The organism is Nitrosomonas sp., assembly GCF_019752095.1.
Lineage (GTDB): Bacteria > Pseudomonadota > Gammaproteobacteria > Burkholderiales > Nitrosomonadaceae > Nitrosomonas.
Genome location: NZ_JAIEMO010000036.1, coordinates 1 through 15,487, shown reverse-complemented (window position 1 = coordinate 15,487; position 15,487 = coordinate 1). Strand labels below are relative to the sequence as shown.

The 15,487-nt window shown below is 43.8% G+C and carries 12 protein-coding genes; 1 reads left to right on the top strand and 11 read right to left on the bottom strand.

What is annotated here, in order from left to right; translation table 11 throughout:
• Positions 1–150: 150 nt before the first annotated feature.
• Positions 151–345 (bottom strand): hypothetical protein, encoded by a 195-nt coding sequence (locus tag K2Q13_RS11035; protein ID WP_292921160.1) that lies wholly within the window; start codon positions 343–345, stop codon positions 151–153.
• Positions 346–534: 189 nt separating this feature from the next.
• Here K2Q13_RS11035 and K2Q13_RS11030 point away from each other — a divergent pair, with 189 nt between their 5' ends.
• Positions 535–1,116 (top strand): DUF2780 domain-containing protein, encoded by a 582-nt coding sequence (locus K2Q13_RS11030; RefSeq protein ID WP_292921159.1) that lies wholly within the window; start codon positions 535–537, stop codon positions 1,114–1,116.
• Between the two features lie 180 nt (positions 1,117–1,296).
• On the opposite strand, the gene K2Q13_RS11025 is transcribed toward K2Q13_RS11030, so the two are convergent.
• The 10 genes from K2Q13_RS11025 to K2Q13_RS10980 form a co-directional block, all read right to left on the bottom strand.
• Positions 1,297–2,730, bottom strand: a complete 1,434-nt coding sequence (locus tag K2Q13_RS11025; RefSeq protein WP_292921158.1) for a sigma-54 dependent transcriptional regulator — start codon at positions 2,728–2,730, stop codon at positions 1,297–1,299.
• Complete coding sequence (locus K2Q13_RS11020) at positions 2,717–4,303, bottom strand: ATP-binding protein (RefSeq protein WP_292921157.1); 1,587 nt, start codon at positions 4,301–4,303, stop codon at positions 2,717–2,719. Before K2Q13_RS11020 ends, K2Q13_RS11025 begins: the two co-directional genes overlap by 14 nt.
• An 82-nt stretch (positions 4,304–4,385) precedes the next feature.
• Positions 4,386–4,607 (bottom strand): PP0621 family protein, encoded by a 222-nt coding sequence (locus K2Q13_RS11015; protein WP_292921156.1) that lies wholly within the window; start codon positions 4,605–4,607, stop codon positions 4,386–4,388.
• 216 nt (positions 4,608–4,823) lie between these two features.
• Positions 4,824–5,690: a YicC/YloC family endoribonuclease gene (locus tag K2Q13_RS11010; RefSeq protein ID WP_292921155.1), complete on the bottom strand. Its 867-nt coding sequence runs from the start codon at positions 5,688–5,690 to the stop codon at positions 4,824–4,826.
• On the bottom strand, positions 5,687–6,748 hold the full coding sequence (locus K2Q13_RS11005) for a metallophosphoesterase (protein ID WP_292921154.1): 1,062 nt from the start codon (positions 6,746–6,748) through the stop codon (positions 5,687–5,689). The genes K2Q13_RS11010 and K2Q13_RS11005 overlap by 4 nt, the downstream gene beginning before the upstream one ends.
• 11 nt (positions 6,749–6,759) lie before the next feature.
• Entirely contained in the window at positions 6,760–8,370 is a 1,611-nt protein-coding gene (locus tag K2Q13_RS11000; RefSeq protein WP_292921153.1) for a peptide chain release factor 3, read from the bottom strand.
• A gap of 4 nt (positions 8,371–8,374) precedes the next feature.
• Positions 8,375–10,426 (bottom strand): ABC transporter ATP-binding protein, encoded by a 2,052-nt coding sequence (locus K2Q13_RS10995; protein ID WP_292921152.1) that lies wholly within the window; start codon positions 10,424–10,426, stop codon positions 8,375–8,377.
• Positions 10,423–11,934: an ABC transporter permease gene (locus tag K2Q13_RS10990; protein WP_292921150.1), complete on the bottom strand. Its 1,512-nt coding sequence runs from the start codon at positions 11,932–11,934 to the stop codon at positions 10,423–10,425. The genes K2Q13_RS10995 and K2Q13_RS10990 overlap by 4 nt, the downstream gene beginning before the upstream one ends.
• 183 nt (positions 11,935–12,117) lie before the next feature.
• On the bottom strand, positions 12,118–13,143 hold the full coding sequence (locus tag K2Q13_RS10985; protein ID WP_292921149.1) for a PstS family phosphate ABC transporter substrate-binding protein: 1,026 nt from the start codon (positions 13,141–13,143) through the stop codon (positions 12,118–12,120).
• Positions 13,144–13,336: 193 nt separating this feature from the next.
• The gene (locus K2Q13_RS10980; protein WP_292921148.1) at positions 13,337–15,061 is read right to left on the bottom strand and encodes a porin; all 1,725 of its coding nucleotides are present in this window, start codon (positions 15,059–15,061) and stop codon (positions 13,337–13,339) included.
• Between the last annotated feature and the right edge of the window lie 426 nt (positions 15,062–15,487).

Below are 15,487 nucleotides of genomic sequence, written 5' to 3'. Positions count from 1 at the left end.
TAAAAGAGATAGGTGCTTATTTTAAGCGTTTTGACCACGGTGTGGGAGGGCGCTTGATACGCAGTGGGTTGAACAGGCAAGTAAAAGATGAATCTGATCACTATGAATAATCAGAAAAAAGGTAGGTGTTGCTAAATTGTGATTGAGCGCTCAGAGAATTTGCTCTGATAAGTCTGATTTACAAAGGCGTCCGATTTGGCTAGAATTTTTGTCATTCTGAAGTGAACACCAGTCTTGCCATACTTTGCGAGCTTCTTCCACATCGCTAAATGTCCAAAGTACTACACCATCTTCAGTCATCAGCGTTGCCATTTTATTTGGCCATTCTTTAATTAAACAGTGCATTGTTTTTCTCCTGTGTTATTTATGATATGAGAGAGCATAGCCAAAGAGTATGAAAATTTGATGACTGTATTATGAAGAATTTATGACAATGCATGTATTATGTAGCACTGAACGTTTGTTGATGGCATGCTGTCACTTAAAATATTTGTTGAAAGTTTAATTATTCTCCATTTTTTGTAAGGGGTTATCATGAAAAAGATCAATTATTCTTATTTAATCGCCATTGCAGTATGTTTATCCGTAAGCGGATGTGCAACTAATACAGGCGGTACTAATCCATTAGGGGCGATTGACCAAAGCTTGTCAACGGTCGAAGGCGCGGCGCAAAGCAGTCGACAAGTACTGAATGCCGGAGCAACAGCAGCGAATAATCCGGCTGGAGTGGCGCAAATTGGCTTGGTGGATATTTTGGCTCACCGGCTTGGCGTATCACAGCAACAGGCGCTAGGCGGTGCTGGCGCCATCTTCCAGATGGCTCAAGGCAATATGGATCCGCAAGCATTTGCGGCGTTATCCCGATCTATTCCGGGAATGGATAACATGTTAAGCGCTGCGCCAGCAATGTCGAATTTATCTGGTAATTTGTCATCGCTAATGGGTGATAGCAATAATACGTTGGGTAATGCCACTGCACTTGCAGCATCATTTCAGCAATTGAATCTTTCTCCGGATATGGTTGGACAATTTATTCCCGTTATCACAAGTTATGTTAGTAACGCTAGCGGACCCGCTGCGGCTACTTTGCTGCAATCAGCCTTGACCGGACGTTGAGATGTGGGGTTGATAAATAACTGAAGCAACTATCAAAGAAACAAGCCTTATCTTGTGCATCAGACTTATCGAATTCGTTGATGTACATGATAAATTGCTTTTAGAGGATGTTTTTCGGGATGCAGGATTTGTAAGGATTTCGTATTCTAAACAACTACTGGCTAAAGTCAGCAAGTTGTTTTAGTCATTTAACCCCAATCTTTCCATTCGGTAACGTAATGAGCGCACCGTAATGCCCAGTGTTTTTGCTGCCTTAGTGCGATTGTATCGACTTTCATTCAGTGCCTTGACAATAGAATCTTTTTCCAGTCTGTCGAGAAAATCTTGTAGCGGTATATTTTGATCCGCATTTATCGGAAGTATGTTGACAGAGGTTTGAGTGACATCTATCGTATCTTTGACTGCAGCATCTAACGTTTGATTAGGTAATTGTAATTCTTCAACACCAATTTCTACTTCGGAACAGAGTGCTAACGTGCGTTCTAGTATATTTTCAAGTTCGCGAACATTACCTGGAAAATCATAGTTTCTTAGCATTGCCATAGCATCTTTTTTAATGCGGCAAGTAGGTCGCTTGGTTTCCCGGCACTGTTTTTCAAGAATAACTCTTGTAATCAATGGTATGTCTTCGCGCATCTCGCGTAATGCGGGCATATTTAATTCAATTACATTCAAACGATAATACAAATCCTGCCGAAACTGACCCATTGCGACGCACTGACTTAGTCTTTTGTGTGTGGCACTGATAATTCGTACATCAATATTTCTTTCTTGTGTATCACCAATCCTTCTTACTTGTTTTTCTTGAATGACCCTAAGCAATTTAACTTGCATCGTTAATGGCAAATCAGCGACTTCATCAAGAAACAAGGTGCCGCTGTTGGCAGTCAGGAAAAACCCATCATGATCTTTTTCAGCACCAGTGAAGGCGCCTCTTTTATAGCCGAAGAATTCACTTTCCATTAAATTTTCCGGAATCGCACCACAGTTGACCGCAACAAATGGTTGCTTGTGGCGGGCACTTCTTTCATGAATCATCCTTGCAGCCAATTCTTTACCGCTGCCAGATTCACCACTGATATATACTGATGCTTGGCTACGCGAAAGCTTGTCGATAGTTGCACGTAACTGATGCATCGATTCAGATTCACCCAGTAAAGTACGCTGACTTGTTTCGCTCCGCTCTGCTGATTCAATCTTTATCGGTGGCAAGTTTAAAGCCGATTTGACCAAATCACGTAATTGCTTCAAAGAGACTGGTTTAGGTAGGTAATCAAAAGCACCTGCTTTTAGCGCAGCTACTGCATTTTCTGTCGTGCCATATGCCGTAATAACAGCGCTAGGAACATCAGCGCAGTGCTGTGAGATATATTTGACCAATTCCAATCCGTTGCCATCTGGTAAGCGCATGTCGGTCAAACATAGTTGAAATTGGTGTGATTGCAGCAGTGCTTTGGCGTCACTGATACACGTTGCACTAGAAACTTCCATTCCCATCCGCGCGAGCGTCAGTTCCAACAATTCAATAATATCCGGCTCATCATCCACAACCAGTATCCTGGGCGCTAGAGTTTTTTTTTGCAGGTTAACAATTCGTTCGTTATCTATCGGCATGTTTTACGCGACTAAAGATTATTCTGAAATGGCCACCTGAAGAACCTTCAATATAGTCAAGTGATGACTGATTTGTTTCGCACAATTCGCGTGCCACATATAGACCCAATCCCGTTCCACCAGCCGCCGTTGTAAAAAAAGGCTCAAAGATCTCTTTCACTTGCTGCGAATCTACACCTGGACCATCGTCAATGATACTGAGACAAATATTATTACCGTTGGTTGTAGACAATTCAATATAAACACTATCAGCTTGCTTACGGCAATGCCGCCACGCATTTCTCCACAAATTCCAAAGTATCTGATTCAGGTGGTCACGATCAAAACTAACTAAATAATTATGAGGGTTATGAAATATGAATACATTTCTATCTATTTTTTCAACATCACAAAATTCTTCGATAAATTTTTTAATAAAATCCTTGACCTCAAAGATATCCGGTTTTGAAATGTTACACCGGTTCAGTTGCAATACATCTTGTACAATCTTGTTTAATCTCCGAGTGTTATCACAGATGATTCGTATTAAACGAGGATCTTTATGATTTTCTTGTTGCTCTTCTTCCAAAAGTTCAGCTGCATGATTGATAGAAGAAAGTGGATTACGAATTTCATGCGCAATATTGACCGTTAAACGTCCAACTGCTGCAAGTTTAAGTTGTTGCAACTGTGCCTGTATGCGCCCTATATCTTCAAGGAAAATTACAACTCCATTGCGGAAGTCAGCTTGTATGGGTAAAAATCGGATGCGTACTAATGCATTACTATGTGTTAAACGTGACAACTCAGAATTTATTCCGCTATCCCCCTGCCAACTTGTAAGTCTGTCAGCTATATCAGGTGCATAATCGGACAACCTGAGTAATTTTGTCTTACCCAAAGATGGTTTCAAATCCAGCAGCTTATCAGCGTAGCTATTATGCTGCCGAATAATCCCGCGCTTATCTACCACCAGTACGCCTTCTTGCAGATCCTGAATTACTAATTGATTGACTTGTGACATATTTGCCAGATCAATGCCGCGTTCATTGGCTAGTTGCTCGCTCGCTAAAGTATGCTCAGCCAATCGATGCGCTAACCAAGCGACAGCAAAATAGGCCATGCTCAATAGACCAGCTTGTGAGTATTGAGCAGAATAAAAATTAACCGTAAGCAAGGAATAAGTTTCTTGCAACAATAAGCTAATCGTTGCAATAGACGCAAAAAATAGCGCTAAACGACCGCGGCTGATTAATCCCGCTGCAGCGAGCGATACCAGCAGTATCGCGCCCAAACCGCTTTGTAAGCCACCACTGGCATATAACATGGCTGTAAGAATAACGATATCACCAATCACCTGTATGGTTAACTGCCAATTAAAACTTGGAGTTCTTAGTTTAATCAGAAGTATAGAAGTTAGGCCGAAAATCACATATGCAATTCCTGCGTACAAAAACAATGTGTAGTGGTGCGAGCCAAAATTTGTGAACTTAAATTCCCAAACACTAATTAGCAGGCCACTACCAAGCAACACGCGGTAAATATTGAAATAATAGAGTGAACGCCAGTGCTGTCCGGTGTAGTCAGCATCCATGAGCCTGGAATTGAAAGGCCAGGAAATTGAATGTTTCGTTTGTGATGTATAAGCAGGTGTCGACACAATAATTAATTTAAGATTAGGAGCTTAAGAATTTATCGCAATGTTCCTGGCAACAGAAATATTTGTTCTGATAATTGATAGCTTCGCTTTTAGGCAAGTAAACACCGCAATGCACACAACTCACAGTATCTTCAATCGAATCTAGATCAGATATATCTGAGTCTTTTTTAGAGTGCCGATTTTTAATGATCCAATAAATCAATAATGCAATTAGGATATAAAAGAATAATTTTCCCATTTTATTTCAGTTTTCTATGGAATGTTATCGATTTGATGCTTAATATAATCGACTCGGATTGCCAAACAATGAATGCAAATTTACACTGGATTAAATCTGCCATACCAGCACAAGTTAAGCATAGCAATTTTTTGCTTTGGCTAATGATGAAATAAGCGTAGTTTTAATAGCTATCAATAAAATTAATAGAATTTGCTAAGACCCAGAATGGTTTGATCATTCAATATTCTGAACTTGTTCCCGCATCTGCTCAATGATCACCTTCAATTCCATCGAAATTCGCGTGATTTCCAGATCAACTGACTTCGATCCGATGGTATTTGCTTCGCGATGCAATTCCTGCATCATGAAATCGAGCCGTTTTCCGACGTAGCCGCCTTTATTTAGAATGCGTTCCACTTCATCCAGATGCGCTTGTAGACGTGAGAGTTCTTCGTCAACATCGATTTTCCCGGCAAACAGCGTGATTTCCTGGTGAATACGTTCATCCTCGTGATTGCTTATGATTTCTTCCAAGCGGGTACGTAGCTTTTCTTCAAATGCTGCAATGAGTGTCGGAATTCGTGGTGATGCTATTTGCAACAGCTGGCGCATTTGCTGAATGCGATTCAGTAAAATTGATTTGAGTTTATTACCTTCACGTATTCGTGCGGCTTTTAAATCATCCAGTGCAGCTTGCAGTAGCATCATCCCTATTTCATCAACTTCTTCGAAGTTTGTATGATTGCTTTCCAATATACCGGGCCATTTAAGAATTTCTGATACGGTTAGCGATGCCGCTGCAGGATGTCGTGTTCTAATTGCTAGCTCCAGTTGCAGTAATTTTTCTAGTAATGTGTCATCCAATTGCTGCAAATTTACCGTGTTGGCCGATGGAGAAAAATTCAGGCGGCATTCGACTTTACCGCGGCTGAGTTGCGTGGTGAGCAGTTCTCGCATAACTGCTTCTTGCTTGCGGAATTCATCCGGCAGGCGGAATAGAATGTCCAAATAGCGGTTATTGACTGAGCGTATTTCGATGCTGAGAGATCCTTGGGGTGTTTCTTGGCTAGCGGCGGCATAACCGGTCATGCTGAATATCATGATAACTGCGCTCTTGGTAATAAGTATGGAGAATGTCGTGATGCACCGAAAATACTATAGTTGCAAATTGCCGGAGCGGGCTTGCGATCCAGTACGCCGGTAACGATAAAGGGTGTTGCTTTGTTTCTCGAATCAAATGCAACCTGGCTGGCATCGGTATGTTTGTAGTCTCCGGGGGCATTGAGCCGCCAAAGATTAGGAATCGAGGTATACGGTTGGTGCAGGCAATATGCCTGGGAGTCACCATGAATGACCAGAACCGGTTTGTTAAACTGTGCAACTTTGCTTTTAATCAAATCACGTAGCTTTCGATAGCCATCGCAGTCAGTGCGATTTTCGATAGTGCAAACCGGTTTCTCAGGATCAAAATTAAAAATATCCGCATGCAATGCAATCACGATCGCTGGCGCGGATTCCGCTGCGATAAATAATCGTTGCAGCCATTTTTCGTTGGATTGGTCGCGATAATCGGCTTCGTCCAAGGCATCCTGCAGATTGCTGCGCAAAATTTCCTTGCGGCCATTATTTGTTCCAGGAACGTGCAGCGTGGCAAAAACAACTTGATTGGATTTCCATAGCGCGTTTTCAATAAAATCTTCTTGCCGGATAAGGCCAGGAATATCTTTAGTTAACTGATGCTGGTCCTGGTGGAAAAAAAGCTGGCGCAAGAAACTGAGCCGCTCCAGCTCGTCATAACGTGCGGAAAAGGTAAATCGGTCACAATCCACCCATTCATTATCGCCGGGGGTATAGACGATTTTGTGCGGATTGAGCTGCGCAATTTGACGGTAACGATCTTGGAACAATTCATCGCTGCAACTTAATCGACTCTGCTTGAAGTCTCCCAAGTGGATCAGCAAGGAAGGATTGAGCGTGCGAATGGTTTTGGCGATGGCTCCATCAGGTTGTTCTAACAGTGCATATTCTGTGTCGGTGTATGGCATGTCACCGATGACAACAAATTGAGTGAGATGGTCAGTGGGTGTGGAAATTAAATCACTAGCCGATGTGGGTGCTGTAGAAAGAATGAGTAATAAAATAATCGATATCCATTTCATTCCACTGACCATTATCCGTTCATGTGATTCTGAAAAACCAAACCGGCGTGTTCGCGCAGTTTATGAAAGCGAATCGCGGGCCAATTATCTTCCGCGACACTCAATTCTGCGCCAAAAGCGGCCAGAAAGGTTGGGGCATCTACCGCATCGTAGGCGATGCGGTGCGCATTGGCTTCAATAAATCGTTGCATTTCGCGTGAATCGTCACAAGTAATCCAGCGTGCCAATTGATATTTAGCCGGTGCTATTCGAGCAGTTACCGCATACTCATGTTGGAGTCGGTGAGTGACCACTTCAAATTGTAATGTGCCGACCGCACCGAGTAGCAGCATATTGCCCAAATGCGGACGGAATACTTGGATCGCACCTTCTTCGCCTAATTGTGTCAATCCCAGTTTCAGTTGTTTACTGCGCAACGGATCTGATATTTCAACGGTGCGGAAAATTTCCGGAGCAAAGAAAGGCAATCCGGTGAATTGCAATACTTCGCCCTCAGTTAAAGTGTCGCCGAGTTGCAGCGTACCGTGATTCGGTATGCCAATGATATCCCCTGGATACGCTTCTTCAAGAATATCGCGACGCTGCGACAAAAAAGATACTACCGTGCTGGTACGGATATCCTTGCCATTACGTGCAACTTTCAAATTCATGCCACGTTTGAAATGACCCGAGCACACACGTACAAAAGCAATGCGATCGCGATGTGCCAGATTCATATTGGCCTGGATTTTAAATACCATACCAGAGAATCTTTTTTCATCCGGTAACACTTCACGCTGAATCGCGTTACGTGACTCGGGCGGTGGCGCCAAATCGACCAAAGCATCGAGAATTTCCCGCACACCAAAATTGTTGATCGCGGAACCAAAGAAAACAGGAGTTTGTTGACCCGCAAGAAACGCCGCATGATCAAAAGTTGGTGAAGCACCCCTGATCAACTCAATTGCCTGTAATGCGGTAGATAACTCACTACCAAAACGCTGCTGGATCTGCGGATCCTGGAAATGCGCGATCACCTCATTTTTGCTGTCGATGCGGTCTGATCCGGGTTGGAATACGCGCATGCAATCATTTTTTAGATCACATACGCCATGGAAATTTTTCCCCATGCCAACAGGCCAAGTGAATGGAATTGTAGCCATACCGAGGGTACGTTCGATTTCGTCGATTAAATCAAGCGGTTCGCGCACCTCACGATCCATTTTATTGACAAAAGTAACGATAGGGGTATTGCGTGCTCGGCAGACCTCAAGTAGGCGAAGTGTCTGTGCTTCAACGCCGTTGGCGGCATCAATCACCATTAATGCGGCATCGACTGCGGTGAGTACACGATAGGTATCTTCCGAGAAATCTTGGTGACCGGGTGTATCCAGTAAGTTGAGGATGCAATCGCGGTATTCCATTTGCATTACTGAACTGGCGACCGAGATGCCGCGTTGTTTTTCGATCTCCATCCAATCCGAGGTGGCGTGACGGCTGGCTTTGCGCGCTTTTACGCTGCCGGCGATATGAATCGCGCCAGCATACATCAGCAATTTTTCCGTCAGCGTTGTTTTGCCCGCATCGGGATGTGAAATGATGGCGAAAGTGCGGCGGCGCGCCACTTCGTTATGAATACTCATAATTTCAAGAAACTTGTTCGTGTGGATAAAGGAAACAATGGGTTGTGTGCGTTGCGCTGAATGTGCTTGCCGGGGGGTAGGTCACGCGGCAAATCGGCATGGCGCTGGCACAACGTGGATGAAAATGGCAGCCGGTCGGTGGCTTGACTGGCGATGGCAAATCACCTTTCAACGCAATGATGTGGCGATCAGGATTGGATGCGATTTGCGGAACTGACGATAGCAACGCCTGGGTGTAGGGATGCCTAGGGTGGTTCATCACCTCATTAATGCGCCCATATTCAACAATTCGTCCCAGATACATGACGGCAACCTCATCAGCTAAATATTCTACAACAGCGATATTGTGGGTAATAAATAAAAATGCAAGTCCTAAATTATTTTGTAGCGATTTGAGCAGATTCAGGATTTGTGCTTGAACCGACACATCCAGTGCGCTAGTCGGTTCATCGCAGATTAATAGTTCTGGGTTAACCGCCAAGGCGCGTGCGATGGCAATACGCTGCCGTTGTCCGCCGGAGAATTCATGCGGATAACGCCATTTTACCTCAACAGGCAAACCGACTTGCCGCAATAATGCATTAATTTCTTCCTCTCTTGAAAAGTTCGGTGATTGATCCCGAGTTTTAGAATCATTTTTTTTACTGATGATTAAGGCATCCATGCCCTCTCGCAGGATCTCAATAATTCGCATGCGTGGATTCAGTGAAGAGTAGGGATCCTGAAATATGATTTGAAATTGAGAACGTATTTGTCGCAACTGGCTGCGTTTGAGAGCAACCAGTTCTTGGTTTCTGAAGCGTACACTCCCGGCGGTTGGTTTAATCAATTGCAAAATGCTTTTACCAATGGTTGTTTTGCCACACCCTGATTCACCGACTAATGCTAAGGTTTTTCCGCTAACAATTTTCAGCGATACGCCGTCGACTGCTTTGACGTGACCGACTATGCGCTTGAGTAATCCTTTGCGGATCGGAAAATGTACTTTGAGGTCGGTAACCTGTAACAAAGTTTCTTCTGTCGTATTGGATTTGACATCTAACGTGGTTATGCATTGATTAGTGTTATCGATCGGTAGTTTTTCCGGGGCATTTTGCTGATACAAATGACATCGCACTTGATGATCCGATGTTACTGGATACCACTGGGGAATTGTATTGTGACAGATAGCCAATGCTTGGTTGCAACGATCAACAAAACGGCAGCCGTTAAACTGTTGTGCGAGGGAGGGTACACTGCCCTGAATCACGGCTAATGCCTGATCGCGTTTTTGCTTTCCGGGTAAAGATGCAAACAATTGCTGTGAATAGGGATGAGCTGGATGCTGAAAGAAATCATGTCGGGAGGCCAGTTCTACGATTTCTCCTGCGTACATCACTGCAATGCGTTGGGCCATTTCAGCGACCACACCTAGATCATGTGTAATCAGTAAAATTGCCATGTGCGTGCGTTGCTGGATTTGTCTCATCAAATCCAGGACTTGTGCCTGAATTGTTACATCCAGGGCTGTCGTTGGCTCATCGGCAATGAGTAATTCAGGTTCGCCTGCAAGCGCCATGGCGATCATAGCGCGCTGTTTCATACCACCGGAAAACTGGAATGGATATTCATGCATGCGCTGTGCTGCATCAGGAATGCCGACTTGCTCCAGTAGTTCCTGAATTCGTTTCTTGGTTGCATCTTTGGATAACTGCAAATGCTGATTCAATACTTCTTCAATTTGCTCGGCGATAGTGAGAACTGGATTCAGGCTCAACATCGGTTCCTGAAAAATCATACTGATGCGCTTGCCGCGAATTTTGCGCATACCGGCTTCGGATAATTGTAAGAGATCTGCGCCGTTGATTTTAACTTGCCCGGCGACAATTTCGCCTACTTCAGGTAACAAGCGCATAATGGAGAGCGCTGTCATCGATTTGCCGCAGCCGGATTCTCCCAGTAACGCGAATGTTTCACCAGGGAAAATCTCAAGTGACAATCCATCGACTGCGCGTACGGGTGTATCGCCGGTATGAAGCAAGGTTTCAAGGTTTTCAATTTCCAGCAAATTCTTCATGGCTGGTGAGAAGACCCTGTTGGTTTAATCGCTTGGGATAATTTGCTGGGTGTTTGTTCTTTATTGTCTAGCTTTTGAAAGAATCTCTTGCTTTGTTTTAGCGTCCTTCTGCGCGGATCTAATGCATTTTGTACTGCATCGGCAAACAAGTTGGCGCTCAATACCAAAGTGAACATAAAGACAAATGCTGATAGCAATGCCCACCAGACCATGGGTTCACGCGCCATTTCCAACCGTGCCGCGTTAATCATCGTGCCAAAGCTCATCATGGAAGGGTCGACGCCAACGCCGACATAAGATAACACCGCCTCGGCCAGAACTAAGCCACTAAAATCCATGACAGTCGCAATTAACACGATGTGCATTACATTCGGTAAGATATGGCGCGTGATGATGCGCCAATGTGAGACGCCAAATGCATGTGCCGCTTGGATATACTCCAATTCGCGCAGCTTCATGGCTTCGCCGCGAAGCAAACGGCATAAGCTGGTCCAGCTGGTAACGCCAAGTATAATGCACAGAAATAGCAAGCGTAGATCGGCGCGTGCAGCGATGGTTTCGAATAATTCCGAATGGGTTTCAATATACACTTGCATCATAAGAACTGCAGCGGCGATCAATAATACGCTGGGTATGGAATTTAATGTGGTGTAAGTATATTGAATGACATCATCGATCCAGCCTCTGAAATAACCCGCCATAATGCCGAGCAACAGTGCAAACGGCAGCATGATCAACGTAGTTAGAGTGCCAATGACTAAAGCGATGCGAATACTTTTAAGTGATTGATATAGAATGTCTTGTCCAACCTTGTCGGTGCCTAAGACATGATAATGACTGGCTAATGCTATTCCGCAACCGATGATCAGCAAAAGGATTAATAATGTGATCAAAATGGCATACCAGGGAATTTCCGTTTTGCGCTGCAAAATGGTTGCGATGGTTTGGGTGAATTTTTCCTGATGACGACGCGACAAAAAGATGATTAAACCTGAGGCCAATAAGCACCAGACCAGAGAACCAGCCATCAAGCCTTTTGCGCTGCGCCAAATAATATCATTGGCATGATCCACATCCGGATTTTGTAGGTGAGCTCCGCCATATACAAGTCTAGCAAAGATCCGAATTTGCTTTCCATCGGGAAGTTCAATCGTTTCTTTTGCATAGAGATGTGTGGCCAATGGCGCGGAATAGGTCTTTTCCATATTGGTGCGCAGTGGTGTTACCAAGAGATCAAGCATGCTCAAGACTTCTACACTGTAGACTCTTTCCCCATTTGGGGCTTTATGATCAAGAGCGGGCCGGAAATGGATCGTATCGAGTAACCCTACGATCAGGAAAAAAAGTAGCACAGTCAGCGCAGACATGCCGCTGGCACTATGTCCTACACGTTTCCAGGGTACCAATAGATGTTCGTTCCGCCTTACATACCAAATCAAAAAAAGTACAATACCTACGAATAAATATATAAGCGCGTCTGTCCACAGGATAATTGGGCTGAAAGGCATAATTAGGAGAGTGGCGGCAGAGGTGATAATGTCATATTAATTGTAATGGAGGACTTATATCATAAAAGGGTGTGGAATTTGAAAAAAACAACAACTGCTAATAATTCCTTAACGCAATTACTAGCAGTTGTTGTTAAAGTGATCAGTAATTTTCTGGCAATTACCTATTTCATATTTATTAGTTTAAAAATTTTCGTACGGGAGCCGATCCTCACGCCTGATTAGTTCGTCGATAGTGAGACCTATCGCCGGTATCCCACTAAATACTGAACCTATTCTTTTTTTGTTAAAGTGTTCAAGCATTGTGGTATAGGCTCTGGGCGGTAATGGAAAAAAACTGGCTTCCTTTACCAGCAAGAGTGCATTCTTCAAATAAAATTCTACAAATTCCTTAACTTCGGGTTTCTCAATAGCTTTGACATTGACGTAGATAAAGATCGGGCGTGATAAGGGTTGATATTTGCCGTTTTCAACAGTTTCTACCGACGGAGCGATAGCGCCTTGTCCTTTTCCATTATTTATGGCAACAGCTGTAACTTTATTTTCATTTTCAATATAGTAGGCAAATCCAAAAAATCCCAACGCATTCTTATCGCTTGCCACGCCATTAACCAATACGTTGTCATCTTCGGATTCAGTGAAATCACTGCGGCTTGATTTGGCTTTACCTACGATGGCTTTCGTAAAGTAATCATAAGTGCCGGAATCTGAATCGGCACCATAAAGTTTAATTGGTTCATCGGGCCATGTTGGATTGACTTGTTTCCATCGAGTAATAGTACCTTGAGCTGCTGGCTCCCATATTTTTTTCAATTCTGCTATTGTCATGGTTGTTCCCCAATTGTTTCCCGGATTAACTGCTACAGTTAAGGCATCGAAAGCAATTGGAATTTCAACGTATTGAATGCGGGAATTCTTGCAATCTTTCATTTCGCTTTTCAAGATCGGTCGTGAGGCATTCACGATGTCGATTTCACCACGGCAGAATTTATTGAAACCGCCGCCACTGCCAGAAATATTAACCGTAACATTCACGGCATTCTTTTTTGCGATTTGGAATTTATCAGCAACTGCCTTGGTAATAGGATAAACGGTACTGGAGCCATCAGTATTGATAGTGGATTGTGCATTTGCAATACCAAGAGTGCTCATGCATATGCCGAGCAGGAACATTATGTTCAGCCTATCGAAGGTGTATTTTTGCGGCATTTTTTGATCCTCCTTGTGTGAGATGGATTGTGTTGTGCAACATACCATAGATCATAATCCACATAATATTAGCCTATAGTTTAATTGTTGGTAGCATCTAATTGATATGAGCTGAGGTTCAAGAAATAAGGAGATATACTGGGAACTCAGAATTATCTGAGTTCCCAATAAGTGTGCAATCAACATGAGTGCTTTAGAAATCGATGGTCCATTGCGTCAGGAACGCACTGAAATCGCCATTATTCCATCCATTCGTGCGCGCACCAGCACCCCCAGAATATCCCTCGGTATTGGTAATGGGTGTTCTTGCCGTGTTGATATCCAACATATGCACGACGTTTGCCTGAAACTTAACGTTCGAATGGGGATACCAATTGAAGCCGAACCTAAGCATATCGGCTCGCCCGCCTCTGATGACCCCTGAATTCATATCGATGTAATCATAGCCGGCAGCGATTTCAAATGCGCCCCATCCCGAGCCGTTCCATTGAAATGGCCGGTTTGGTCTGAGCCGGTTTGCTGCACCGTTTCTGACGTGATAAGCTTTAGATTCGCCGGTCAAGAAGTAACTGACATAACCATAATAGCCGGTTAGATGTTCATTGCCGTAACCAACGCCATTAATATTGGTGCGTAAAAACTCTGCCTGAGCAGAGAAGGGGCCATGAACAAACCATGCTTCTGCGCCATATCGATCGTAGCTGTTGATTTCGCGGCGGTTCGGATCATTTAGCGCACCGTAACTCAGGTTGCCAGTATTCAAGACGTTGCTGCGATCCACGTTGGTTCCTGGGAACGCGACGAATGACATGCCACCCCCACCGCCATTAGATCCTTCTCCAACCATAGTGCCATCAGCACGATATTGCGTGTTGACAACTGTATGGCCTGCAGAAATACCCACATGTAAGAATTTAGTTTCATCTTCCATCCAGGGTCTGCCACTGATACGGCCTATGCCTTGCCACCCGGTATCGCCTGAACCGTTGTTGCGGCTCTGGTTGCCATTGGCATTGACTGAGGTTGATGCAGCTGACCATGCGCCAATAGGCTCAGTTTGAAAAGCCAGTCCGGTTTGGAATCGTGTTACTGCGTAATTGGCACCAATACCTGTTTTGTAGGTATTGGGGTTATCTACAAACGAGTTGACTGACATGTGACGTTCGATGAAGGTAAGAAACCGATTGCTGGCTGCTTCTTCCAAACTGAATGGTTCTTTGAAGGAACCTATCTTATAGGAAAGCGCATCGGTATGATTCAAGCGCACGAAAGCATCAGTAATTCCAGATCCGACAGAACCATTGCCGCGACTAAAATCAAACTCGAATTTATAATCCCATATTTTATAAAAAGTGCCTTCAGCACCCAGACGCGCGCGGCGGATATTCATGCCACTATTCAACTCATTTGCCGTGTGCGTTCCGAAAGCAGGGTCAGGATCATTGATAAAGTTATATTGTGAAGCTGGTTGTAGCCGTCCATTGATCGACATTGAGAAATTTCCATCTTTAGTTTCCCAATGCAGGCCCCGATCATCAAACGTACCATGTATTTTTTCAACATCTTTGATGCGCTCTTCCAGCACTGAGACTTGGCTGACCAGGCGTTCATGAGTGGTTTTATCCGCCACTTCCGTAGTTTTATCTTCGCGCATCAGAGTCGATCCAGCTACTGCCTCTTTTTTCGCTGATTCAGTGGACACTGGGGATGGTGTTCCAGCTACTTTTGGGGATTCTGGTTGCACCGACGGGCTATCGGTTTTTACATACGTACCCATAAGAATTCTGCCAGGTCCCGGTTCTGCAAAAACTTGCTTGGTTTTTGTATCAACATATAATTCCAATGCATAAGCGTTGGAAAAGACGCATAAATTGAGTATCACTAAGGTTGCTAAAATAGAGCTGAAAGATTTCATCATCTGTCGTTAATCCAGGGGTTGAAAAAAATTACTAGACACGACAGCAGTTATATAACAGTAATGTTACATTTGTGTGACAGCGCTATTTTTCTTACAGAATCGTGACAATAATAATACTTGTAGTTTGTGATTTATTCGTTAACTATCTGAAATGTAAGTTATTAATTCATGCAATGTCTCTGCATAGCATATTGTAATATGTAAATTTTTTGTGAATATCAGAAAGAGTTTTCATGGATTGACGGGAACTTTCATGCTAAAAGCAGCTGTCTATATTTATGTTGAGTGGTGAAAATTTATTTGCCACGTCAAACACATTTTCTATTAGCAAACCATTAAATTAATAGGGGGATATGATGGCAACAACCTATGACACAACTAGCGGCGCTGCGAGCGCCAACTATGACATGTCGCTGTGGTATGACT